The 23,316-nt window shown below is 64.6% G+C and carries 20 protein-coding genes and 1 tRNA gene; 16 read left to right on the top strand and 5 right to left on the bottom strand.

What is annotated here, in order from left to right; genetic code table 11:
• Positions 1-32: 32 nt before the first annotated feature.
• The gene (locus tag EN874_RS14480; protein WP_006199474.1) at positions 33-395 is read left to right on the top strand and encodes a response regulator; all 363 of its coding nucleotides are present in this window, start codon (positions 33-35) and stop codon (positions 393-395) included.
• Positions 396-508: 113 nt separating this feature from the next.
• Positions 509-583: transfer RNA gene (locus tag EN874_RS14475), tRNA-Val, on the top strand.
• A 121-nt stretch (positions 584-704) separates the two neighbouring features.
• On the opposite strand, the gene EN874_RS14470 is transcribed toward EN874_RS14475, so the two are convergent.
• Positions 705-911 (bottom strand): hypothetical protein, encoded by a 207-nt coding sequence (locus EN874_RS14470; protein ID WP_127425336.1) that lies wholly within the window; start codon positions 909-911, stop codon positions 705-707.
• Between the two features lie 366 nt (positions 912-1,277).
• Between EN874_RS14470 and EN874_RS14465 the strand changes: the two genes are divergently transcribed.
• Positions 1,278-3,554, top strand: a complete 2,277-nt coding sequence (locus EN874_RS14465) for an alginate lyase family protein (RefSeq protein ID WP_127425335.1) — start codon at positions 1,278-1,280, stop codon at positions 3,552-3,554.
• A gap of 31 nt (positions 3,555-3,585) precedes the next feature.
• Here EN874_RS14465 and EN874_RS14460 read toward each other — a convergent pair whose 3' ends face one another.
• The 4 genes from EN874_RS14460 to EN874_RS14445 all read right to left on the bottom strand — a co-directional run bounded on the left by EN874_RS14460 (position 3,586) and on the right by EN874_RS14445 (position 8,340).
• Positions 3,586-5,037, bottom strand: a complete 1,452-nt coding sequence (locus EN874_RS14460; RefSeq protein WP_245513561.1) for a hypothetical protein — start codon at positions 5,035-5,037, stop codon at positions 3,586-3,588.
• On the bottom strand, positions 5,018-5,983 hold the full coding sequence (locus EN874_RS14455) for a GDP-L-fucose synthase (RefSeq protein WP_127425334.1): 966 nt from the start codon (positions 5,981-5,983) through the stop codon (positions 5,018-5,020). The genes EN874_RS14460 and EN874_RS14455 overlap by 20 nt, the downstream gene beginning before the upstream one ends.
• A gap of 11 nt (positions 5,984-5,994) precedes the next feature.
• A complete protein-coding gene (gmd, locus tag EN874_RS14450) occupies positions 5,995-7,083 on the bottom strand; it encodes a GDP-mannose 4,6-dehydratase (protein ID WP_127425333.1) in 1,089 nt (362 codons plus the stop codon).
• A 102-nt stretch (positions 7,084-7,185) separates the two neighbouring features.
• On the bottom strand, positions 7,186-8,340 hold the full coding sequence (locus EN874_RS14445; RefSeq protein ID WP_127425332.1) for a dihydrodipicolinate synthase family protein: 1,155 nt from the start codon (positions 8,338-8,340) through the stop codon (positions 7,186-7,188).
• 230 nt (positions 8,341-8,570) lie between these two features.
• On the opposite strand from EN874_RS14445, the gene EN874_RS14440 reads away from it, so the two are divergent.
• From EN874_RS14440 to EN874_RS14380, 13 genes are all read left to right on the top strand, one after another.
• A complete protein-coding gene (locus EN874_RS14440) occupies positions 8,571-9,623 on the top strand; it encodes a LacI family DNA-binding transcriptional regulator (protein WP_127425331.1) in 1,053 nt (350 codons plus the stop codon).
• A complete protein-coding gene (locus tag EN874_RS14435; protein WP_127425330.1) occupies positions 9,620-10,636 on the top strand; it encodes a Gfo/Idh/MocA family oxidoreductase in 1,017 nt (338 codons plus the stop codon). The genes EN874_RS14440 and EN874_RS14435 overlap by 4 nt, the downstream gene beginning before the upstream one ends.
• A complete protein-coding gene (locus tag EN874_RS14430) occupies positions 10,633-12,234 on the top strand; it encodes an acyl CoA:acetate/3-ketoacid CoA transferase (protein WP_127425329.1) in 1,602 nt (533 codons plus the stop codon). The genes EN874_RS14435 and EN874_RS14430 overlap by 4 nt, the downstream gene beginning before the upstream one ends.
• Positions 12,227-13,003, top strand: a complete 777-nt coding sequence (locus tag EN874_RS14425) for an enoyl-CoA hydratase/isomerase family protein (protein WP_127425328.1) — start codon at positions 12,227-12,229, stop codon at positions 13,001-13,003. The genes EN874_RS14430 and EN874_RS14425 overlap by 8 nt, the downstream gene beginning before the upstream one ends.
• A gap of 9 nt (positions 13,004-13,012) precedes the next feature.
• On the top strand, positions 13,013-14,524 hold the full coding sequence (locus EN874_RS14420; RefSeq protein WP_127425327.1) for an aldehyde dehydrogenase family protein: 1,512 nt from the start codon (positions 13,013-13,015) through the stop codon (positions 14,522-14,524).
• A gap of 58 nt (positions 14,525-14,582) precedes the next feature.
• Entirely contained in the window at positions 14,583-15,836 is a 1,254-nt protein-coding gene (locus tag EN874_RS14415; protein ID WP_127425326.1) for an ABC transporter substrate-binding protein, read from the top strand.
• A gap of 129 nt (positions 15,837-15,965) precedes the next feature.
• Complete coding sequence (locus EN874_RS14410) at positions 15,966-16,925, top strand: sugar ABC transporter permease (RefSeq protein ID WP_126087765.1); 960 nt, start codon at positions 15,966-15,968, stop codon at positions 16,923-16,925.
• Entirely contained in the window at positions 16,922-17,866 is a 945-nt protein-coding gene (locus EN874_RS14405; RefSeq protein ID WP_127425325.1) for a carbohydrate ABC transporter permease, read from the top strand. The genes EN874_RS14410 and EN874_RS14405 overlap by 4 nt, the downstream gene beginning before the upstream one ends.
• Before the next feature lie 23 nt (positions 17,867-17,889).
• A complete protein-coding gene (locus EN874_RS14400) occupies positions 17,890-19,005 on the top strand; it encodes an ABC transporter ATP-binding protein (RefSeq protein WP_126087763.1) in 1,116 nt (371 codons plus the stop codon).
• A 68-nt stretch (positions 19,006-19,073) separates the two neighbouring features.
• The gene (locus EN874_RS14395; RefSeq protein ID WP_127425324.1) at positions 19,074-20,591 is read left to right on the top strand and encodes a GMC family oxidoreductase; all 1,518 of its coding nucleotides are present in this window, start codon (positions 19,074-19,076) and stop codon (positions 20,589-20,591) included.
• A complete protein-coding gene (locus tag EN874_RS14390) occupies positions 20,588-21,349 on the top strand; it encodes a 3-ketoacyl-ACP reductase (protein WP_127425323.1) in 762 nt (253 codons plus the stop codon). The genes EN874_RS14395 and EN874_RS14390 overlap by 4 nt, the downstream gene beginning before the upstream one ends.
• A 12-nt stretch (positions 21,350-21,361) precedes the next feature.
• The gene (locus EN874_RS14385; protein WP_127425322.1) at positions 21,362-22,990 is read left to right on the top strand and encodes a GMC family oxidoreductase N-terminal domain-containing protein; all 1,629 of its coding nucleotides are present in this window, start codon (positions 21,362-21,364) and stop codon (positions 22,988-22,990) included.
• Between the two features lie 10 nt (positions 22,991-23,000).
• Complete coding sequence (locus tag EN874_RS14380; protein ID WP_127425321.1) at positions 23,001-23,315, top strand: Dabb family protein; 315 nt, start codon at positions 23,001-23,003, stop codon at positions 23,313-23,315.
• Position 23,316 lies beyond the last annotated feature (1 nt).

Here is a 23,316-nt window from a genome sequence, read left to right as displayed (position 1 = left end):
AGGCTCGGGGCGGGCGATTCGGACGGGACAACATGGCACGCATTCTGCTGGCGGAAGACGACGACGATATGCGCCGGTTCCTCGTCAAGGCGCTGGAACGGGCCGGCTACCAGGTAAGCGATTTCGACAATGGCGCGAGTGCCTACGAGCGGCTGCGCGAGGAGCCTTTCTCGCTGCTTCTGACCGACATCGTCATGCCGGAGATGGACGGCATCGAGCTGGCGCGCCGCGCGACCGAGATCGATCCCGACCTCAAGGTCATGTTCATCACCGGTTTTGCGGCCGTCGCGCTCAATCCGGATTCCAAGGCGCCCAAGGACGCCAAGGTGCTGTCGAAGCCGTTCCATCTGCGCGACCTCGTCAACGAGGTCGAGAAGATGCTTCAGGCGGCCTGAGATATTTTCGCACGGGCGACGACGCGTCCGCCGGTGCGGCAAAACGGAGCTTCTTTTCACAATTCCTGCTATTGACGCGCCGGACCAAAAATGGTGTATGCGCGGCTTCGGATGGGCGTGTAGCTCAGCGGGAGAGCACTGCATTGACATTGCAGGGGTCACAAGTTCAATCCTTGTCACGCCCACCATCCAGCCAATCAAAGAACGTAGGGCAATAAGGCAGTCGGCAGTAGGGCCTAGCCGCTGCGTACCCGAATTCCCCTACTGCCCTACTGCCCTACTCCCTTACTGCCCTACTCCCTCATCAAGTCATTGCGGGGTCGGATCGGGCGAATGACCGGGATTGCCGCCGCCGCCCTTGCCTTCGTGGCAGGGCGCGCCGATACCGCAGCACTTGCCGTGATAGGTGACCTTCGGCTTGAGATTGTCGCAGTCCCTCGTGGTCGCCGTCTTGCAGCCGGCCAGGACCGAAACCGCCATTGCCGCGATAAGGACATTTCTTGAAGCATTGAACATGAGGTGTTCTCTCCTTGATGAACCTCGTTTCTTGACGCAGCGCTTGGTCGCGCCTCATCGCGGAATGGTTCAAAGAGACCTCAAACAAATATTCGAAGCTTTTTCGAATGCGCAGCTGCTGCCGGCGATCGCGAATTGAGCCGTGACGCATGGGCTGTTAAGGGTTAATGCCTGTCGCGCAAAAGTGTGGAGCGGTTTTGCGAAAACGACATCATGACAACAAAGGCCTAAAGCGCTGAATCCGTTTCAGCGCGACGCGCTTTAGGACCAAATCTATATTTGTCGATCGGGGGGTCGGGCAATGGACGGCGGCAAGCGGAGGCTCACGGCGGCCTGCCAGTCCTGCGCGCTTGCGGGCGGGCGGGCATGACGGCGGGCGCGGCCAGGCGGCCGGCATGGCGGCGTTTATATCTCGAACTCAAGCGGGCGAGGAAGCATTTCAGATCGCCATTGTCGAGCCTCGGCGGCGCGCTGGGCTGGGTCAAGCGCAAGCTCGAATACCGATATGTCGTCAGGCATCGGATCAAAACCGCGCGCGACGGCTACAAGGCCTTGCCGGTTTCAAAGATGAAGGACAGCTTCGTGCTTGTCCGGATCATCGGCAACGATCTGGAGCCGCGGCACCGAAAGGGCCAGTCATACGACAACGCCCTGTTCATCCTGGACAATGAATGCGACTTCCCGGACTGCGAGAAGGTCTGGATCGTCAACCGGATAACAGATCCTGGCGAGGAGGCGCGCATCATCGGCCTATTGGAAAGCCGTGGTCAAAGCTTTCACAGGATCCCCTTCGATCTCGACGCCTATCGGCAAGTTGCCTGGAACACCGACGGGTTGGCGGCGAACGAATCGAGGTTCTCCAACGCCGACAATCGACCGGGCGGACAGAATGCGTCGCGCTACGAAACGCATATCCGGCGCCGCAAGAACCTCTATGTGATGAACAACAACGGGGCGCGCAACACGGCGCTGGAGATTGCCCGCGGGCGTGCCAAATGGCTGATGCCCTGGGACGGCAATTGCTATCTGACGCCACCGGCTTTCCAGCAGATCAGGGCGGCGATCGAGGAGAACCCCCATTTTCGCTACGTCGTCGTGCCGATGGCGCGCATCGTCGACAATGCGCTTCTGCTCGACGAGACTTTGACGCCGCCGGCACAGGAAGAGCCGCAGATCATCTTTCGGAACGACACGACCGAGCTGTTCGACGAAGAATACGGCTACGGGCGCCGGCCGAAGATCGAAATGCTGTGGCGGCTCGGCGTTCCCGGACTATGGGATCGGTTTCGCGACGACGCCTGGGACATCCCGCGCCCGCGCCTTGCGGCGGATGCCGGCCTTTTCCAGAAAGCGGGCTGGGTTGCGCGCCTGGATTCAGGGCGTTCGCATCTGGAAATCGGCCGGGCCGGTTTCCGCGCACGACTGTTCAAACGCGACGAGGCGATCGTCGGCATGCTCGACCGCTGCGACGCCACGGCGGTCGCCGGCAAGCTCGATCCCGCACGCCTGGCCTACTACGACGAGGACATGCTCGTCGCCGCGCGCCGGGAGCAAAACGTGCATGCTCAGCAAGAGCTGCGCGCCTGCGCGGAACAAGCGCTCCTGCGCGGTCCGTTCAGCGTCATGGACAAGACCGGCCGCGCCCCAAGCGGCGATCCGCACGATTACTTTCAGCCGGCCCCATATTGGTGGCCGGATCCGCGAAAGCCGGATGGCCTTCCCTTCATCCGGCGCGACGGCGAACACGCCCCCGGCACCGCATTGTATGATGCTGCCGGCGAAGCCTACGATCGAACACGTCTGCAACGGGTTCTCGACGACACCACCGTGCTCGCCTTGGCGACGACCGTGCTTGAGGACATGCGCTACGCCAGCCATGCGGCACTGCTCATCCGTACATGGTTCGTGGACCCTGCGACGAGAATGAATCCGAACATGCGCTATGCGCAGGTGCGATACGGGCGCGACAACAATGAAGGCCCGGGATATGGCATCATTGAACTCACGGATCTCTACTTCTTTCTCGACGCGGTCAGGCTGATCGAGCGAAGCGGAGCGCTGGACGAGCGGGACAGCCAGGCCTTCAGAGCCTGGCTTTCTTCATATTGTGAATGGTTGGACACCGCGCCGGCCGCGAGATTTGAATTCCACCGGCTCAACAACCACGGTGTCTTCTTCGACCTGCAGCGCGCGGCCATTGCGGCATTCCAAGGTGACGGCGGGGCGCTGGCAAAGGCGGGGCTCCATGCCCGGGAAAGGATTGCGCACCAGCTCGCGGCCGATGGCTCGCTACCCGAGGAACTGTCGCGCACCCGCCCGAGGCATTACGCCATGTTTGCCTTGCAGGGATGGACGGCGCTGGCGCGGATCCTGTCTTCGGTCGGCGACGATCTCTGGGCGTACCGGACGAAGGACGGCCAGGGACTGGTCAAGGCGCTGCGCTGGGTGGCGGCACATGCCGATACCCTGGCCACGCTTCCCGGCGAGGCCTTCGACCCGGAGCGTGACCGGCCCTTGCTGGACGATCTGGCGCGGCACAATGTCGAAGAAACGGCGCCTCAAGATGCGCACGCGGAAGCAACCAAGCTGATGTTCCATCCGGATTGCGCGATCGCGCCATTCTGGATATGGCGCCGGCCCTGATCGCGCCGCTCCCTGATCGCGCCGCTCCCCATCATGCCGCGCCGAGACCACGCAGCCAGGCGATCCGCCATCTTGCCTTGGCGACCAGGCCGGAGCTCGGCTTTCTGCCTTGCAAAATCCGCCGCTTGACCTTCCTCAGGATTTTATCCGACGGGTCGGCCTTCACGGCGCGGTCCGCCACAGCCAGCGCCTGCCTCTGATCCGCCCTCGCTTGCTGCAGTATCCAGGCCGAACATGCCGCGGCATAGGGATAGCCCGCCTCCGCCGCGGCAAGGAAGACCTCGAAATCCCCGGCAAACGGATATCTGCCGAACACCGTGTCGCCGAGCAGCCGCATGATCGTCAGCGGGATTTTGGGACGGTCCCGAAACTGCCGGATCATCACGGCTTTCAGGACAGCTTCGCCGGAAGCATAGTCGCGCTCGCGAAAACAGGCCGAGGCGATCTTCAGGGCATAGGCATCGTTTTCCGGATCGAGCGCATGGGCCTTGTTCAGGACCTCGCGCGCTTGCCCCGGCGCGATCTTGTCTTCCGTCGCCAGGAACGCCGCCTGATAGCCGAAGGCCGCTTCGCGCGGATGATAATCCGCCTGACGATGCTTCAATTCATCTAGGATGATTTCGGCGGCGCGCGGCGCATCGAACAAGGCAGCCGCGCGCATGAGCGGGACATCGCCCATCAGCGACGCTATCTCCGCGTAGATGCTGCTTCCCGAATAGATCTGCCGGCAGCGCGCCATCAGCGCCATCTCGAAGAAGGCTTTCAGGGTCTCGTCCTCGAACGCGTCGGCGCCGAAATCGCTGGTCAGCACCGCGCCCGTTTCAGCCTTGAGATAGTCGAGCGTCGGACGGTGCTGCCCGATCAGCAGCGTCGCCATGCCCATCGACGAAAGCCGCGAGATGACCGCCGGGGCCAGTGTCGAGGGGATGACCTTTCCCGCAAAGATCAGGGTCGCGCGATGCTTGCCGTGCACGATGTCGCCGCTGCGCAGGTGAAGCGCCGCCATCGGCTGGAGGAACCGGCTCTGATTAGCGGCATCGATGGCCCCCTTCACCGCTGCCGAAAAATCGAAACTGCGCAGCGTCTCCGACTGGCCGACGAGCCGCGCCTGATCGCCGCGAAAATGACTGAGGATGCGAAAATCGTCGCAGATCCAGCCGCGCAGCTTCTTCTCTTGCGCGACCTCGCCGAGGCTGCGCCCGCCGAGCGCGGCCGCGTCGAGAATGCCGAACTTGGAGGCCTTGACCCTTTCGCCCAGCCAATGCCTTTCGATGAAATCGGGCGAGAAAACCTTGTCGGCGATATCGACGACATGGAACGCCTTGTCGGCGACGACCTTCCGGTTCCAGGTGAAGCCGAAGCGATGGCCGAACGTGTCGGCCAGCGTCTTGGCATTCGCCATCGCCAGCAGGCGGCCGCCCAGACCGTCGTTCCGGGTGGCGGCGATCAGCGTCGAAAGGGGATCAGGCGCCGAGACGGACATCGCCTTTCCCGACATGCTCGAGGAACCATTGATAGGTCTGTTCCAGCCCCTCGCGAAGCGAATATCGCGGCCGCCAGCCGGTTGCGAACAGCCGCGACACATCCATCAGCTTGCGCGGCGCGCCGTCCGGCTTGGTCGGATCGAATGTGATCTCGGCATCCGCGCCGACGACCGAGACGATGGTGCGGGCAAGCTCCGCAATGGTGACATCCTCGCCGGAGCCGACATTGACATGGCCGTCGCCGGAATAGTGTTTCAGCAGCCAGACCAGCGCGTCGGCGGCATCGTCCACATGCAGGAACTCGCGCATCGGCCGGCCCGAACCCCAAACGGCGATTGTCCTGCCGCCGGCGCGCTTTGCCTCATGCGCCTTGCGCAGCAACGCCGGCACGACATGGCTGCTTGCAGGGTCGAAATTGTCGCCCGGACCGTAGAGGTTGGTCGGCATCGCCGAGATATAGTCGACGCCATGCTGACGACGATAAGCCTGGCAAAGCTTGATGCCGGCGATCTTGGCGACCGCGTACCATTCATTGGTCGGTTCCAGCGGACCCGTCAGCAGCGCATCTTCCGGAATCGGCTGCGGCGCCAGTTTCGGATAGATGCAGGATGAGCCGAGGAACAGCAGCTTCCGCACCTCGCTGCGGAACGCCGCTTCGATGACGTTTGTTTCAACGACGAGGTTTTCGTAGAGGAAGTCGACCGGCAGGCTGTCATTGGCCAGGATGCCGCCGACCTTGGCGGCCGCCATCACCATGGCGTCTGGCCGGTGCTCGCCCATCCAGCGCCGCACCCCGGCCTGGTCGAGAAGGTCGAGCTCGCCGCGCGCGACCGTCAGCACCTCGCAATCCTCGCGCGCCAGCCGGCGCACCAGCGCCGAGCCGACCATGCCGCGATGACCGGCAACGAATACCCGCTTGCCCTTGAGGTCGAAGGTCTTGTCCATTGTGAACTGCTCTACGTCGAATGGCCGTTGCGCCAGGTGCCCCCGGCGGCACGCGCCAGGTCGGCCTTCACCATCTCGGCCACCAGATCCCTGAAGGTCACCGTGGGCGACCAACCCAGCCGGTTTCTCGCCTTGGAGGCATCGCCGACCAGCGCGTCCACCTCGGTCGGCCGGAAATAGCGCGGATCGACGCGCACCAGCACGCTGCCCGAAGCGTCATCGATGCCGACCTCGTCGGCCCCCTCGCCCTGCCAGCGGATGGTCCGCCCGGTTTCGGCGAAGGCCAGCTCGACGAACTCGCGCACCGAATGCGCCTCGCCGGTCGCGAGCACGAAATCGTCCGGCGCGTCCTGCTGCAGGATGCGCCACATCCCCTCGACATAGTCGCGCGCGTGGCCCCAATCGCGCCGGGCATCGAGATTGCCGAGATAGAGCGCGTCCTGCAGCCCGTGGTGGATCGCGGCCACGGCGCGCGTGATCTTGCGGGTGACGAAGGTTTCGCCGCGTGTCGGGCTTTCATGGTTGAACAGGATGCCGTTGGCGGCGAACAGGCCATAGGCCTGGCGATAGTTCACCGTGATCCAGTAGGCATAGAGCTTGGCTGCCGCGTAAGGCGAGCGAGGCCGGAACGGCGTGTTCTCATGCTGCGGCGTTTCCGCCACCTTGCCGTAAAGCTCCGACGTCGAAGCCTGGTAGAAGCGCACCGATTTCTCGAGCCTGAGGATGCGGATCGCTTCGAGCAGCCTCAGCGTGCCTAACGCGTCGGCATTGGCCGTATATTCGGGGGTCTCGAAACTCACCTGGACATGGCTCTGGGCGCCGAGATTGTAGATTTCGCCGGGCTGTGTCTCCTGGACGAGGCGGATCAGGTTGGTCGCGTCGGTCAGGTCGCCGTAATGCAGGAAGAACCGTGCGCCCGCCTCATGCGGGTCGACATAGATATCGTCGACGCGCTCGGTGTTGAACGAGGAGGAGCGGCGTTTGACGCCATGGACGACGTAGCCCTTGTCGAGCAGCAGCTGAGCCAGATAGGCGCCGTCCTGTCCGGTCACGCCGGTAATAAGGGCGACTTTGTCTGCCAGAGCAACTTTGTCCGTCATTGTCCCGCCCACCCGCATGAATCCGGCAAGCGATTGCAGATTTGCCGGCAGAAGGCAAATCCCCATGCGGGAGAAGACTTAGCCTTTGGAGGCCGATCTGGCTCAGACGCCTGAGACGGCGCAGAGGGCTCTCATCCTGGCGACGGCGAGGTCGGGATTGGCCAGCAATCCAGCATGATCGGCGAGGCGAAAGATGTCGGCGTAGTGGCAAATGCCGCGTGCCGACTGCATGCCGCCGACCATGGTGAAATGATCCTGGTGGCCGTTCAGCCAGGCCATGAAGACGATGCCGGCCTTGTAATATTCGGTCGGCGCCTCGAAGATCTTGCGCGACAGCGGCACGGTCGGCGCCATCAGCGCGTCATAGCCGGCCCGGTCGCCCTCGCCGAGCTTCACCAGCGCGGCGTTGGCAACCGGTGCGATCGCGTCGAAGATGCCGAGCAGAGCGTGCGAATGCCGCTTGCCGTCGCCGGCGATCAGCTCCGGATAGTTGAAATCGTCACCCGTGAACATCACCACGCCTTCAGGCAGGCGATCGCGCAGCGACACTTCCTTGCCGGCGTCGAGGAGCGATATCTTTATGCCCTCGACCTTGCCGGCGTGCCGCTCGATGATGGCGACGACCGTCTCCAGCGCCGCATCGAAATCGTCACTGCCCCAGTAGCCTTTCAACGCCGGATCGAACATGTCGCCCAGCCAGTGCAGGACCACCTTGCCGGAGGCCTGCGACAGGATGCGGTCGTAAACGTTGGCATAGTCGTCAGGCCCTTTTGCCACTGCCGCCAGCGCGCGGCTCGCCATCATGATCGCCTTGCCGCCCTCGCCTTCGACGAAGGCGAACTGCTCCTCATAGGCGTGGATCACGTCGTCCAGCGTCTTCGCCGCCGCAGGCAGCAGATGGTCGGTGCCGGCGCCCGAAGCGAGATCGGCGCCCTTCACCGTGCGCGCCTCGGCGATCGAGCGGCGGATCAGTTCCTTCGCGCTTGCCCAGTCGAAACCCATGCCGCGCTGCGAGGTGTCCATCGCCTCGGCGATGCGGAAACCGAGCCGCCACAGATGATGGCGGAACGCCATGGTCCTGTCCCAGTCGACCGCAGCCTGAGACCAGGGTTCGGTCATGGCGAAAGGGTCGGCGACGACATGGGCGGCGGCATAGGCGACGCGCGGGAAATCCGCGCCGATGATCGCCTCTGCCGGTTGGCCGACCAGCCGGTAGCCGACACGCTCGCCATTCTCCGCCGGCAGGATGATGTCCATGCAAGTCTCCCTTCGCGGTAGCCTATAGATGGAACGTTCCAATAAATCAAGAACCTTTATGATTCCCGGCGACTGAAGCGATTCAATGTCGCATCCGGCCCCAAGGTCCCGCATTTTCAGCTGATCCATCAATTTTTTGAATCCCACGCGAATCCCGATTGACTCTGGCCGGGCGCGAAGTTTAGAACGTTCCAATAGATTTTGACGCCAATGCGGAGGAAAGCACGGATATGGCCGGCCGAGCCAAGGCGACGATCCTGGATATCGCCCGCGAGGCAGGCGTGTCCAAATCGACGGTATCGCTCGTGCTGCAAGGCAGCGGGCTGATCCGGCCTGAGACCGCGGTCAAGGTGCGCAAGGCGATCGAGGATGTCGGCTATGTCTACAACCGCGGCGCCGCCAATCTGCGCAAGGCGCATTCCAACGTCATCGGCATGGTGATCAACGATCTCACCAACCCCTTCTTCGCCGAGCTGGCGGTCGGCATGGAGCGTGTCTTCCAGGCGGCCGGCATCGTGCCCTTCATCGCCAACACGGCGGAAAATCCCGTACGTCAGGAGGAAGTGCTGAAGTCGCTGATGGAGCAAGGCGTCGCAGGCCTGATCGTCTCGCCGGCGCGCGGCACCACGCCCGGCGCCTTCCGCCGCATCGAGGCCGCAGGGGTGCCGATCGCCTTCACCATGCGCCGGCTGCCCGAGAGCCGCATTCCGGTCATCGCGCCGGACAATCATCGCGGCGCTTTCATCGCCACCGAGCATCTGATCCGCAAGGGCCATCGCCGCCTGGCCTTCTTCGGCGGCTCGTCCGACCTCGTGGTCTATCAGCAGAGGCTGGGTGGCTTTCTGGAGGCTTGCGAAACGCTGGGCATCCCAATCGTCGACAGGACGATCGTCGAGGGAGAGACCAGCCGCAAGGGTGGCATTGCCTGCCTGGAGACCGCCCTTGCAGCGCCCGAGCCGCCGACGGCGGCCCTTTGCTTCAACGACGCCGTCGCTTTCGGCGTCATGCTCGCGCTGCGCAAACGCGGCCTGGAGGCCGGAGCGGACTTTGCCGTGGTGGGCTTCGACGACGTGGCCGAGGCGGAGCATTACATGCCGGCGCTGACCAGCGTCGCTGTCGACACCGCGGGTCTCGGCGAGCGCGCCGCTCATGTGATGCTGAAGATGATCCAGTCGCGCACGACGCGCGCCGAGGACCATATCGGCGCGGTCAGCCTCGTCGTCAGGGAAAGCTGCGGCCCGAGCCGCGAGACGCGCGGCACAGGAATGGGGGACGCGCCATGAGCGTGAGATGGGGCCTGATCGGCGCAAGCACGATCGCCAGACAGTTCATGATCAATGCCATCCGCGCTCAAGGCGACGGCGAGGTCGCAGCCGTGATGAGCTCGAGCCCCGAGCGCGCCGAAGCCTATGCCAGGGAAAACGGCATTCCGGCTGCCGTCTCGACGCTGGACGCGCTGCTTGGCTCGGATATCGACGCCGTCTACATCTCGACGACCAACGAATTGCACCTCGAACAGGGGCTTGCCGCCATCAAGGCCGGCAAGCATGTGCTGTGCGAAAAGCCGCTGGCGCTCACCAGCGCCGATGCGCGCAGGATGGTTGTTGCCGCGAAAGCCGCCGGCATCGTGTTCGGCACCAACCACCATCTGCGCAACGCCGGCGCGCACCGGGCGATGCGCGAGGCGATCGCCTCGGGGCGCATCGGCAAGCCGGTCGCGGCGCGCGTCTTCCATTCCGTCTACCTGCCGGAAAATCTGCAGGGCTGGCGCATCACCAGGCCCGAGGCCGGCGGCGGCGTGGTACTCGACATCACCGTGCATGACGCCGACACGCTGCGCTTCGTGCTCGGCGACGATCCGGTCGAGATCTCCGCTTTCACACAGTCGGCCGGCATGGCCGACGGCGGCCTGGAGGACGGTGCCATGTGCGTCTGGCGCTTCAAGTCGGGCGTCATTGCGCAATCGCATGAGGGCTTCACGACGAAATTCGCCGGCACCGGCTTCGAGGTGCATGGGTCGGAAGGCTCGCTGATCGCCACCAATGTGATGACGCAGAAGCCGGTCGGCTCGGTGCTGCTGCGCACCTCGAACGGCGAGGAAGAGCTGAGCTTTGACCGCGAGGACCTCTATACCCGCTCGCTGCGCCAGTTCCATGCCGCGACCCGTGGCGAAGGCCGGCCGTCTGCCACCGGCGAGGACGGCATCTGGTCGCTGGCATCGGCCGAGGCCGCGCTGCAATCCTCGAGAACCGGCAAGGCCGTGACCATCGATCCACAACTCGGGAGCCTCGCGTGAGCAAGCTCGTCTCGGCGGCTCATGCCGCCAGCCTGATCAAGGACGGCATGGTCGTCTCGGTGTCGTCGTCAAGCGGCCTCGGCTGCCCCGACGCCGTGCTTGCCGCGATCGGCGAGCGCTTCGAGGTGGAAGGTCACCCGAAGGGGATCACCACGCTGCACCCGATCGCGGCCGGCGACATGTACGGCATCAAGGGCATCGACCATCTGGCGAAGCCTGGCTTGCTCAAGCGCACGCTGTGCGGCTCCTACCCCTCCGGCCCCTCCTCCGCCGAGCCGCCGCGGATCTGGCAGATGATCGGCGACAACTCGGTCGCCGCCTACAATGTACCGTCAGGCATCCTGTTCGACATGCACCGCGAGGCCGCCGCCAAGCGGCCGGGCGTGCTGACCAAGGTCGGCCTCGACACTTTTGCCGATCCGCGCCACCAGGGCTGCGCCATGAATGCGGCCGCCAGCGAGCCGATCGTTTCGGTGCAGCAGTTCGACGGCGAGGAATGGCTCTATTTCCGTGCCATCGTCCCCAATATCTCCGTCATCCGCGCCACTTCCGCCGACGAGCGCGGCAACCTCACCTACGAGCATGAAGGCGCCTATCTCGGCGGGCTGGAACAGGCGCTCGCAGCCCGCAACAATGGCGGCATCGTCATCGCCCAGGTGAAGCGTGTCGTCGAGAACGGTACCCTGAAGCCGCATGACGTGCGCGTGCCCGGCGTGCTGGTCGACCACATCGTGGTGGCGCCCGACCAGTTGCAGACCACGCAGACGCCTTACGACCCGGCGATCTCGGGCGAGATTTTCCGGCCGCTGTCGACCTTCCGCAACGCGGAAATGAACATCCAGAAGGTGATCGCGCGCCGCGTCGCCATGGAATTGCGCGACGGCATGGCCGTCAATATCGGCTTCGGCATCTCCGCCAACGTGCCGCGCATCCTTCTCGAGGAAGGCCAGCACGGCAAGGTCACCTGGGTGATCGAGCAGGGCGCCGTCGGCGGCGTGCCGCTGCTCGACTTCAAGTTCGGCTGCGCCTCCAACGCCGAGGCGATCATGCCCTCGCCGCACCAGTTCATCTATTTCCAGGCCGGCGGCTTCGACGCCTCGCTGCTGTCCTTCCTGCAGATCGACCGTCACGGCTCGGTCAATGTCTCGAAGCTTTCGGCGCGGCCGCATGTGACGGCCGGCGCCGGCGGCTTCGTCGACATCACGGCGCGGGCTAAGAAGATCGTCTTCTCCGGCTTTTTCAACGCCGGCGCCAAGCTTTCGCTGGCAGATGGCGGCATTCGCATCGACCAGGAAGGCAAGGTCAAGAAGGTCGTCGAGGAGGTCGAGCACATCTCCTTCTCCGGCAAGCGCGCGGTCGCGCAACGCCAGGACATCACCTACGTCACCGAACGCTGCGTGATGAGGCTGACCCCGGACGGGCTGATGGTGACGGAGCTTGCGCCCGGCATCGATCTCGAACGCGATGTGCTGGCGCAGGCCGATATCCCTCTCGCCGTCGCCAACGACCTCAAGGTGACGCCGGATGCGCTCTATCGGGACCGGCCGATCGGCCTGTCGCTCAACGGCGGCGCATCGCTCGGAGGCGCGCATGGCTGAACGTCTCGTCACCTTCGAAAAGGACGGCGCCATCGGCGTAGTCACGCTGCGCCGGCCGGAAAAATTCAACGCGCTGGACATCCCGATGCTGCGCGCGCTCGAAACGGCGCTCGATGAGGCCGAGGCGGCGGATGACGTCCGCGTCGTGTTGATCCGCGGCCAAGGCAAGGGTTTTTGCGCCGGCGGCGATGTCGAGGCCTGGGCACAATTGAGCGCCGCCGATTTCCAGGTGCAATGGGTTCGCTACGGCCATCGTGTCTTCGACCGGCTGGCGCGGCTCAGGCAGCCGACCATCGCCGTGCTGTCGGGCCATGCTCTCGGCGGCGGGCTGGAACTTGCCGCCGCCTGCGACTTCCGTGTCGCCGAAACCCAGATCAAGCTCGGCTTTCCTGAAACCTCGATCGGCGTCGTGCCCGGCTGGTCCGGCACGCAGCGCGCCGTGCGCCGCTTTGGCGCGCAGACGGTGCGCCGTATGGCCATCGGCGGCGAGCTTCTTCTGGCGGCCGACGCGCTTGCGCTCGGCGTCGTCGACCGCGTCGTTGAGACCGGCAAGGCCCTCGACGAAGCGAAGGCCTGGGGCGGAAAGATCGCCGAGCGCGGGCCGCTGGCGACCGAGGCCGCCAAGCTGATGATCGCCGTTGCCGAAGGCGAGGAGAATGCCGCCGCGACCGAAGCGCTGGCGAGCGGCTTCATCGCGCTGACCGGCGACCTCAAGGCCGGCGTCGGCGCCTTCAAGGCCAAGCAGAAGCCGGCCTTTTCGAGATCCTAGAGAAGCACGATGAACGCACCCCTCAACATCACCATGCCGGCCGAGGCGTCCCAGGCGCCGAAGGCCTACAAGCTTTTGATCGACGGCAAGCACGTCGACGCCGGCGATGGCCGCACCATCGAGCGCAGCAGCCCCGGTCACGGTTTTGCCGTTTCGCGCTACGCCCAGGCGGGTGCAGAGGAAGTGGAAGCCGCGGTGCAGGCCGCGCACAAGGCCTTCGAGGCCGGCCCCTGGCCGCGCATGAAGGCATCCGAACGCGCCACCGTGCTTCTCAAGGCGGCCGACCTCATCGAAACCCGGCTGGAGGAGATCGCCCGGCTCGACGCGCTCGAATCCGGCAAGCCGATCGCCCAGGCGCGCGGCGAGATCGGCGGCGCCGTCGACATCTGGCGCTATGCCGCCTCGCTTGCCCGCACGCTCTCCGGCGAAAGCTACGCCAATCTCGGCGATGCCATGCTGGGTGTGGTGTTGCGCGAGCCGATCGGCGTCGTCTCGATCATCACGCCGTGGAATTTCCCCTTCCTGATCGTCAGCCAGAAACTGCCATTCGCGCTCGCCGCCGGTTGCACGGCCGTCGTGAAGCCGAGCGAGATGACGTCGGCCTCGACCTTCGTGCTCGGCGACATCCTGCTGGAAGCCGGCCTGCCGGCCGGCGTCGTCAACATCCTCGCCGGGTTCGGCGCCGATGTCGGCGCGCCGGTGGTCAGCCATCCGCTGGTCGAGATGGTCTCCTTCACCGGCTCGACCCGCGTCGGCAAGATGACCATGGCCGCCGCCTCAAATTCCCTGAAGAAGGTTTCGATGGAGCTCGGCGGCAAGAACGGCCAGATCGTCTTCCCCGACGCCGACCTCGAAGCGGCCGCCGATGCCGCGGTATTCGGCGGCTTCTTCAACGCCGGCGAATGCTGCAATGCCGGCAGCCGGCTGATCGTGCATGCGGCGATCGCCGACGACTTCCTCGGCGCGGTCAAGGCGCTGGCCGAGAAGGTTCGCGTTGGCGACCCGCTTGACGACCGCACCAAGGTCGGCGCCATGATCTCGGCCGACCACATGGCAAAGGTAGCCGGCTATGTTGTTGCCGCGAAAACCGACGGCGGCAACGTCTATAGCGGCGGCGGGCAACGCGCCTCCAACGCCGGCCAGTATCTCGATCCGACCATCGTGCGGGGCGTCACCGAGGACATGGCCATCGCCCGCGAGGAAGTGTTCGGGCCGGTGCTCTCCGTGCTCACTTTTGAAACGATTGAGAAGGCATTGCACATCGCCAACAACACGCCCTATGGTCTGTCTGCGGGTGTGTGGAGCGCCAGCATCGACACATGCATGTCGGTGGCGCGCAGTGTGCGTTCGGGGACGGTTTGGGTGAATACGTTCATGGAAGGTTATCCCGAACTGCCGTTTGGCGGCTACAAGCAGTCCGGTCTTGGGCGCGAACTCGGCAAACGCGCCGTCGAGGACTATACCGAGGAAAAGACTATCCAGTTTCATCGCGGCCAGCGCACCGGATGGTGGGTCGGCTGAGTTGGGAGACCCCGGCGGCCATCCGCCGGTGATGTGCATGCAACAAGGGAGGTAGTACATGTTGCGCAAACTGCTTATCGGAACGGCTCTCGCGACGAGCTTCGCGTTCTCGGCGCATGCCGCGGACGTCAAGGAAGTGCAGATGCTGCATTGGTGGACGTCGGGCGGCGAAGCTGCCGCCCTCAACGTGCTGAAGCAGGATCTGGCCAAGGAAGGCTATGCCTGGAAGGACGTGCCGGTGGCCGGCGGCGGCGGCGATGCCGCCATGACCGCGCTGAAGGCGATGGTCGCGGCCGGCAACTATCCGACCGCCTCGCAGATGCTCGGCTACACCGTGCTCGACTATGCCGCCGCCGGCGTCATGGGCGACTTGACCGAGACCGCCAAGAAGGAAGGCTGGGACAAGTCGGTTCCGGCCGCCCTGCAAAAATTCTCCGTCTATGACGGCAAGTGGGTCGCGGCTCCGGTCAACGTCCACTCCGTCAACTGGCTGTGGATCAACAAGGCGGTGATGGACAAGATCGGCGGCACCGAGCCGAAGACCTTCGACGACTTCATCGCCTTGCTCGACAAGGCCAAGGCTGCTGGCGTCATCCCGCTGGCGCTCGGCGGCCAGAACTGGCAGGAAGCCACCATGTTCGACTCCGTCGTGCTGTCGACCGGTGGACCGGAGTTCTACAAGAAGGCGATGAACGACCTCGATGACGAGTCGCTCAAGTCCGACACGATGAAGAAGTCGTTCGATAACCTCGCCAAGCTCGTCACCTATGTCGACCCGAACTTCTCGGGCCGCGACTGGAACCTCGCCACCGCTATGGTCATCAAGGGCGATGCGCTGGTTCAGGTCATGGGCGACTGGGCCAAGGGCGAGTTCCACGCCGCCAACAAGACTCCGGGCACCGACTTCCTGTGCTACCGCTTCCCGGGCACCGACGGCACGGTGGTCTACAACTCCGACATGTTCGGCATGTTCAACGTTCCGGACGACCGCAAGGCCGCCCAGGTCGCTCTGGCCACTGCCACTTTGTCGAAGAGCTTCCAGTCGGCCTTCAACGTCGTCAAGGGCTCGGTCCCGGCGCGCACCGACGTGCCTGACACCGACTTCGACGCTTGCGGCAAGAAGGGCATCGCCGACCTGAAGAAGGCCAATGAAGGCGGCACGCTGTTCGGCTCGCTGGCGCAGGGCTATGGCGCTCCGCCCGCCGTCGCCAACGCCTACAAGGACGTCGTGTCGAAGTTCGTCCACGGTCAGATCAAGACCTCGGACGAGGCCGTGACCGAACTGGTCAAGGCGATCGACGACGCCAAGTAAGGCGCGCCTTGAACTGAGCCTTCCCCGCTCCAGGCGGGGAAGGCCATATCGAAGCAAGGTCCGGGATTGTTCAGGCTGGCGTGAGTTCGCGCCGGCCGGTCCCGCGACAAACCGGTACTGGATGAGCCGATGAGCACAGTTGCCGAAACCACCGCGAAGCTGACGCCGGAGCACGACGCCCGCCCCGGCGCGACCGTCCGCTCGCGATTGCAGGATCTGCTGCCGAAGATCGTGCTGGCGCCGAGCTTCGCGGCGACGATCGTCTTCGTCTACGGCTTCATCCTGTGGACGATCTATCTGTCGTTCACCAACTCCAAGACCTTCCCGTCCTATGCCATCACCGGCGCCCGAGCCTATCAGCGGCTGTGGCGCTGGACCTTCGAGAGCGACCCGCCGTCGAGCTGGTACACCTCGATCACCAACATGGGCATTTTCGGCTTCCTCTATATCCTGATCTGCCTGGCGCTCGGCCTGTTCCTGGCCATCCTGCTCGACCAGAAGATCCGCGGCGAAGGCGTGCTCAGGCCAATCTACCTCTATCCGATGGCGCTTTCCTTCATTGTCACCGGCGTCGCCTGGAAGTGGTTCCTCGATCCCGGCCTCGGCCTCGAGCAGACGCTGCACCAATGGGGCTGGACGAGCTTCCATTTCGACTGGATCAAGAACAAGGATTTCGTCATCTACACCGTGGTGATCGCCGGCGTCTGGCAGGCCTCCGGCTTCATCATGGCGATGTTCCTGGCCGGCCTGCGCGGCATCGACGGCGAGATCATGAAGGCCGCGCAGATCGACGGCGCGACAACCTTCCAGCTCTACCGCCGTATCGTCATTCCGCTCTTGCGGCCGGTATTCCTCTCGGCCTTCATCGTGCTCGCGCACCTCGCCATCAAGTCCTACGACCTGGTCGTGGCGCTGACCAGCGGCGGGCCGGGCGGCTCGGCCTGGCTGCCGTCCAACTTCATGTATGAGTTCACTTTCAAGCGCAACGAAATGGCGGTCGGCTCCGCCAGCGCGGTGATCATGCTGATGACGCTGACCGCGATCATCGTGCCTTACCTCTATTCCGAGCTCAGGGAGAAGCCGCGATGAGCGCCATCACCTCACCGGCCCGCCAGGCCTCGAGCGGCGTCAGCGCCAGGACGATCAACCGCATCGTCATCTACGGGCTGCTGGCGCTGTTCGCGCTGTTCTACCTGGTGCCGCTCTTCGTCATGCTGGTCACCTCGTTCAAGACCATGGACGAGATCCAGAACGGCAACATGCTGGCGCTGCCGCAGGCGCCGACCATCGCGCCGTGGTTCAAGGCCTGGGGCGAAACCTGCGTCGGCCTCACCTGCGCCGGCATCAAGGGCTACTTCTGGAACTCCATCAAGATGGTGGTCCCGGCGGTGCTGATCTCGACGCTGCTCGGCGCGCTCAACGGCTACGTGCTGACCAAATGGCGCTTCCGCGGCCACACGCTGGTCTTCGCCATGATGCTGTTTGCCTGCTTCATCCCGTTCCAGTCGGTGCTGTTGCCGATGGCGACGATCCTCGGCAGCATCGGCCGCTTCGGCGTCACGCTTCAGAACGCGACCGGGTTCAACTTCGGCCTCGGCAACTCGACGGTGAACCTCGTCTTCGTCCACGTGGTCTACGGCCTCGGCTTCACCACGCTGTTCTTCCGCAACTACTACGAGGCCTTCCCGACCGAACTGGTGAAGGCGGCGCAGGTCGACGGCGCCTCCTTCTTCCAGATCTTCCGCCGCATCATGCTGCCGAACTCGATGCCGATCTTCGTCGTCACCGTCATCTACCAGTTCACCAACATCTGGAACGACTTCCTGTTCGCTTCCGCCTATGCCGGCACCGGCGACGTAATGCCGATGACGGTGGCGCTGAATAATGTCGTCAACACCTCGACCGGTGTCGTCGAATACAACGTCAACATGGCCGCGGCGATGATCGCCGCGCTCCCCACCCTGATCGTCTACGTCGTCGCCGGCCGCTATTTCGTGCGCGGGCTGATGGCGGGCGCGGTCAAGGGCTGACCATATTTTCTGAAGGAACGACCATGGCTTTTCTGGAAATTGACGGACTGAAGAAGCGTTTCGGGAATGTCGAGATCCTGAAGGGCATCGACGTCGAGCTCGAAAAGGGCGGCTTCCTCGTGCTGGTCGGCCCGTCCGGCTGCGGCAAGTCCACGCTGCTCAACACCATCGCCGGCCTGGAGAACATCACCGAGGGCGAGATCCGGGTCGACGGCAAGGCGATCAACGACCTGCATCCCTCGAAGCGCGACATCGCCATGGTGTTCCAGAGCTATGCGCTCTACCCGAACATGACGGTGGCCGGAAACATCGCCTTCGGCATGGAGATGCGCGGCGTGCCGGCCGACGAGCGCCAGAAGGCAATCGACAAGGTGGCCAAAACCCTGCAGATCGGCCACCTGTTGCAGCGCAAGCCCAGCCAGCTCTCCGGCGGCCAGCGCCAGCGCGTTGCCATGGGCCGGGCGCTGGTGCGCGACCCGAAGCTGTTCCTGTTCGACGAGCCGCTCTCCAACCTCGACGCCAAGCTGCGCGTCGACATGCGCATCGAGATCAAGCGCCTGCATGCGACCACCGGCACGACGATCGTCTATGTCACCCACGACCAGATCGAGGCGATGACGCTGGCGACCAAGATCGCCGTGATGCGCGACGGCGAGGTGCAGCAATTCGGCACGCCGGCCGAGATCTACAACAACCCGACCAACGTCTTCGTCGCCGACTTCATGGGCTCGCCGGCGATGAACCTCATCCCGGCCAAGATCGGCGCCAATGGCAGCGGACTCTCCGTCGTGCTCGACCGCGAGGCGCGCCAGCCGATCACGCTGTCGCTGCCCGGCGCTCCGGCCGGCCTTGCGGCCTTCAAGGACAAGCCGGTCATCTTCGGCGTGCGGCCCGAAGCGCTGACCGATCCGGAAGGCGCCGAGCGCAACGGATCCGAGATCGCCACCGCCGACTGCCATATCGAAGTGGTCGAGCCGGCTGGATCGGACACCTTCGCCGTCACCAATCTCGGCGGCAAGGGCGTGGTGGCGCGGCTGCGGGCGGACGCCAGGATTCAGCCCGGCACCAGCACGCCCCTGGCCTTCAACCTGAGCAAGGCGGTGTTCTTCGATCCGGCGACCGAGAAGCGTATTCTCTGATGCATGTCGCCCAAAAGTGGCTCCGGTTTTGGGGCAACGACATGCATCAAAACAAAGATCCTTAGACTATGGCAAATCCGGATATCGTCATCATCGGCTCCGGCATCGGCGGCGCCACGATCGCCTCCGGCTTGGCCAGCAGTGGCGCCTCGATCCTGATCCTGGAGCGCGGCGAGCCGCTGCCCGCGACGCCGCATGCGCGCTCGACGCGGTCGATCTTCGTCGACGAGCATTACCGGCCGAAGGAGATGTGGCGCGAGGCCGGCGGCCCGGCCTTCAACCCTGGCAACTACTACTATGTCGGCGGCAATTCGAAGTTCTTCGGCGCGGTGCTGATCCGCTACCGCAAGGAGGATTTCTCCGAGCTCGAACACTACGGCGGCGTCTCGCCGGCCTGGCCGTTTTCCTATGACGAGTTCGAGCCCTGGTATTCGAAGGCCGAGCAGCTTTTTCGCGTGCGCGGCACGCTCGGTGAGGACCCGACCGAGCCATTCCACTCGATCCCCTATGCTTTCAAGCCGGTGCCGGACGAGCCGCCGATCGCTCGCGCCCGTGCCGAGTTGAAGAGCCTCGGCCTGCATCCGGCGTCGCTGCCGCTAGGCGTCGACATCGAAGCCTGGCTGAAGGATGGCAAGACAGGTTGGGATGCTTTCCCGAATACCGGCCTGGGCAAGGTCGACGCCCAGACCGGGCCGCTGACTGCGGCGCTCAGCGATGCGAACATCAAGCTTCAGACGGGCGCGCATGTCGACTGGCTCGAGGCCTCGCCGGACGGAAGATCGATCGCCGCCATCCACTACACCCAGAACGGCGAGCAAAAGACGCTGTCGCCGAAGCTGGTCATCCTTTCGGCCGGTGCAGTCAACTCCGCCGTCATCCTGCTGCGCTCGCCTTCTGCCGGCAATGGCAAGGCAGGCGGCAAGGGCCTCGCCAACAGCTCCGACCAGGTCGGCCGCAATTTCATGAACCACAATTCGAGCGCGATGCTGGCGATCGACCCGCGCCGCCGCAACGACGCCGTCTACCAGAAGACGCTGATGCTCAACGACTACTATCTGTCGGACGGCAAGGGCGGCAAGCCGCTGGGCAATGTGCAACTGCTCGGCAAGATCGACGGCAACATGCTGAGGGCCAATGTGAAGCTGGCGCCGAAATTCGCGCTCGACTTCATGGCCGGTCACGCCGTCGACTGGTATCTGATGTGCGAGGACCTGCCCGATCCCGAAAGCCGTATCATGGTCGACGGCAAGGAGATCGTCATGCAGTGGCGGCGCTCCAACATGCAGTCGCTGGAAGGCCTGACCAAGGTGATGCGCGAAAACTTCCGCGCCTGCGGCTATCCGATCGTGCTGTCACGCCCGTTCGACAAGCGCACGCCCTCGCACCAATGCGGCACCGTGAGGATGGGCAACGATCCGGCAACCTCGCCGCTCGATCCGTTCTGCCGCGCCTACGACCACCGGAACTTGCTCGTCGTCGATGCCGGCTTCCTGCCGACGTCGGCCGCGGTCAACCCGGCGCTGTCGATCGCGGCCCAGGCGCTGCGCGTCGCCGACCACATCCGCAAGACGGAGCTCGCCTCATGACCCGCCCGGCGGCCATCGTCACCGGCGGCGCGCGGGGCATCGGACTTGCCTGCGCCGAGGCGCTGGCCGATGCCGGCTTCGATATCCTCGTCGGCGACCTTGCCGAGAAGCCCGCCAAGGGCCTTGCTCAGAACATCGCGGCGCGTGGCGCGAAATTCGCCTATGCCCGCTGCGATATCGCCGATCTTGCTGGCCATTCGAAACTGGTCGATGCGACAATCAACGCCTTCGGCCGCATCGACTGCCTGGTCAACAATGCCGGCGTCGGCGCCGTGGTGCGAGGCGATCTTCTGGAGCTGAAACCGGAGAACTTCGATCGCGCGCTGGATATCAACCTGCGCGGCACGGTATTCCTCAGCCAGACCGTCGCCAAGGCGATGCTTGCAACACCCGCCGTTTCGGCCAGATCGATTATCACCGTCACCTCGGTCAGCGCGACGATGGCTTCGCCGGAACGCGCCGACTACTGCGTCTCCAAGGCCGGCCTTTCGATGTGGGTGAAGAACCTGGCGCTGCGGCTCGCTCCCGAAAACATCGGCGTCTTCGAGGTGCGGCCAGGCATCATCCGCACCGACATGACCGCAGGCGTTTCCGCCAAATATGACGCGCTGATCGATGGCGGCCTGGTGCCGGCCAAACGTTGGGGCGAAGCCGCCGATATCGGCGCGGTGGTGGCGGCGCTGGCCTCCGGCAAGTTCGGCTTTTCGACCGGATCGGTCATCGATGTCGGCGGCGCGCTGTCCGTGCCCCGCTTGTGAGTGAGTGGAACCATGGCTGACTACATCATCGTTGGCGCCGGTCCGGCCGGCTGCGTTCTCGCCAACCGGCTGAGCGAGGATCCGTCGAATTCCGTCCTGCTCCTCGAAGCCGGCGGCAAGGACTGGCATCCGCTGATCCACATGCCGGCGGGCTTCGCCAAGATGACCAAGGGCATCGCTTCCTGGGGCTGGTCGACGGTGCCGCAGAAGAACATGAAGGACCGCGTCTTCTGGTACACGCAGGCCAAGGTTGTCGGCGGCGGCTCCTCGATCAACGCCCAGATCTACACCCGCGGCAATGCGCGCGACTATGACGCCTGGGAGAAGGAGGAGGGTCTCGCCGGCTGGGGCTATCGCGACGTGCTGCCCTATTTCAAGCGTGCCGAGAACAACCAGCGCTTCGCCAATGATTTCCACGGTGACCAGGGCCCGCTCGGCGTCTCCAACCCGATCTCGCCGCTGCCGATCTGCGAGGCCTATTTCCGCGCCGGCCAGGAGATGGGCATCCCCTTCAATCCGGACTTCAACGGCGCTGTCCAAGAGGGCGTCGGCTACTACCAGCTTACCCAGAAGGATGCGCGGCGCTCCTCTGCGTCGGTCGCGTATCTGAAGCCCATCCGCGACCGCAAGAACTTGGCGGTCCGGACCGACGTGCTGGTCACCCGCGTGGTCGTCGAGAAGGGCCGCGCCATCGGCGTCGAGATCGTCGACAGGCCGGGTGGGCAAAAGACGATCCTGCGCTCGAACCGCGAGGTGATCGTCTCCTCCGGCGCCATCGGCTCGCCGAAGCTTCTGCTGCAGTCCGGCATCGGCCCGGCCGACCATTTGAAGTCTGTCGGCGTGACGCCCGTCCACGACCTGCCCGGGGTCGGCTCCAACATGCAGGACCATCTCGACCTGTTCGTCATTGCCGAATGCACCGGCGACCACACCTATGACAACTACGCCAAGCTCCACCGCACCATGTGGGCCGGCCTGCAATATCTGCTTTTGAAGAAGGGCCCGGTCGCCTCCAGCCTGTTCGAAACCGGCGGCTTCTGGTACGCCGACCCGACGACCGCCTCGCCGGACATCCAGTTCCATCTCGGCCTCGGCTCCGGCATCGAAGCCGGCGTCGAGAAGCTGAAGAATCCGGGCGTGACGCTGAACTCCGCCTTCCTGCGCCCGCGCTCGCGCGGCACGGTGCGGCTGAAAAGCGCCGACCCGGCCGATCATCCGCTGATCGATCCGAACTACTGGTCCGATCCCTATGATCGCGACATGTCGATCAAGGGCCTGCGCCTGGCGCGCGAGATCATGCGCCAGAAGGCGCTGCAGCCCTATGTGCTGCGCGAGGTGCTGCCCGGCCCTGGTCTGCAAAGCGACGACGATCTCTTCGACTATGCCTGCCGCACGTCGAAGACAGACCACCATCCGGTCGGCACCTGCCGCATGGGCCATGGCGCAATGAGCGTGGTGACGCCGGACCTCAGGCTGCGCGGCATAGAGGGCCTGCGCGTCTGCGACGCTTCGGTGATGCCGCGCGTCCCGTCCTCCAACACCAACGCGCCGACCATCATGGTCGGCGAAAAGGGCGCCGACCTGATCCTCGGCCGCGAGCCGCTGCCGCCGGCTGTGTTCAAGGGCAACCAGGCGGCTTGAAGGAACATCGATGATCCGCCACTGCGTCTTTGTCCGCTTCCGCGACGATGTCCCCGCCGCCGAGCGCGCGGCAATCCACGCCGATCTCGAGGCGCTGCGTTCGCTCATCGGCGGCATGGGCAAGGTTCATTTCAGCGCCAATGTCAGCCCCGAGCCCTTCGCGCGCAGCCTCACGCATGGCTTCACCATCGATTTCCGCGATGCCGCCGCGCGTGACGCCTATCTGGTGCATGAAGCGCATCAGCGCGCCGGCGCCCGCTTGGTTGCCGCGCTCGAAGGTGGCACTGACGGGCTCGTGGTGGTCGATTTGGATATTCGCGGCTGAC

Source organism: Mesorhizobium sp. M1D.F.Ca.ET.231.01.1.1 (genome assembly GCF_003999155.2).
Lineage (GTDB): Bacteria > Pseudomonadota > Alphaproteobacteria > Rhizobiales > Rhizobiaceae > Mesorhizobium.
This window is presented reverse-complemented; position numbering and strand designations above follow the sequence as displayed.

Excerpts from the sequence above, each read along its gene's own strand:
- EN874_RS14425 (WP_127425328.1), top strand. The coding sequence starts at position 12,227 with ATGGCTGAACGTCTCGTCACCTTCGAAAAGGACGGCGCCATCGGCGTA.
- EN874_RS14410 (WP_126087765.1), top strand. The coding sequence starts at position 15,966 with ATGAGCACAGTTGCCGAAACCACCGCGAAGCTGACGCCGGAGCACGAC.
- EN874_RS14460 (WP_245513561.1), bottom strand. The coding sequence starts at position 5,037 with ATGTCCGTCTCGGCGCCTGATCCCCTTTCGACGCTGATCGCCGCCACC.
- gmd (WP_127425333.1), bottom strand. The coding sequence starts at position 7,083 with ATGACGGACAAAGTTGCTCTGGCAGACAAAGTCGCCCTTATTACCGGC.
- EN874_RS14445 (WP_127425332.1), bottom strand. The coding sequence starts at position 8,340 with ATGGACATCATCCTGCCGGCGGAGAATGGCGAGCGTGTCGGCTACCGG.
- EN874_RS14435 (WP_127425330.1), top strand. The coding sequence starts at position 9,620 with ATGAGCGTGAGATGGGGCCTGATCGGCGCAAGCACGATCGCCAGACAG.
- EN874_RS14405 (WP_127425325.1), top strand. The coding sequence starts at position 16,922 with ATGAGCGCCATCACCTCACCGGCCCGCCAGGCCTCGAGCGGCGTCAGC.
- EN874_RS14440 (WP_127425331.1), top strand. The coding sequence starts at position 8,571 with ATGGCCGGCCGAGCCAAGGCGACGATCCTGGATATCGCCCGCGAGGCA.
- EN874_RS14385 (WP_127425322.1), top strand. The coding sequence starts at position 21,362 with ATGGCTGACTACATCATCGTTGGCGCCGGTCCGGCCGGCTGCGTTCTC.
- EN874_RS14465 (WP_127425335.1), top strand. The coding sequence starts at position 1,278 with ATGACGGCGGGCGCGGCCAGGCGGCCGGCATGGCGGCGTTTATATCTC.
- EN874_RS14420 (WP_127425327.1), top strand. The coding sequence starts at position 13,013 with ATGAACGCACCCCTCAACATCACCATGCCGGCCGAGGCGTCCCAGGCG.
- EN874_RS14480 (WP_006199474.1), top strand. The coding sequence starts at position 33 with ATGGCACGCATTCTGCTGGCGGAAGACGACGACGATATGCGCCGGTTC.
- EN874_RS14395 (WP_127425324.1), top strand. The coding sequence starts at position 19,074 with ATGGCAAATCCGGATATCGTCATCATCGGCTCCGGCATCGGCGGCGCC.
- EN874_RS14455 (WP_127425334.1), bottom strand. The coding sequence starts at position 5,983 with ATGGACAAGACCTTCGACCTCAAGGGCAAGCGGGTATTCGTTGCCGGT.
- EN874_RS14415 (WP_127425326.1), top strand. The coding sequence starts at position 14,583 with ATGTTGCGCAAACTGCTTATCGGAACGGCTCTCGCGACGAGCTTCGCG.
- EN874_RS14470 (WP_127425336.1), bottom strand. The coding sequence starts at position 911 with ATGTTCAATGCTTCAAGAAATGTCCTTATCGCGGCAATGGCGGTTTCG.
- EN874_RS14390 (WP_127425323.1), top strand. The coding sequence starts at position 20,588 with ATGACCCGCCCGGCGGCCATCGTCACCGGCGGCGCGCGGGGCATCGGA.
- EN874_RS14400 (WP_126087763.1), top strand. The coding sequence starts at position 17,890 with ATGGCTTTTCTGGAAATTGACGGACTGAAGAAGCGTTTCGGGAATGTC.
- EN874_RS14380 (WP_127425321.1), top strand. The coding sequence starts at position 23,001 with ATGATCCGCCACTGCGTCTTTGTCCGCTTCCGCGACGATGTCCCCGCC.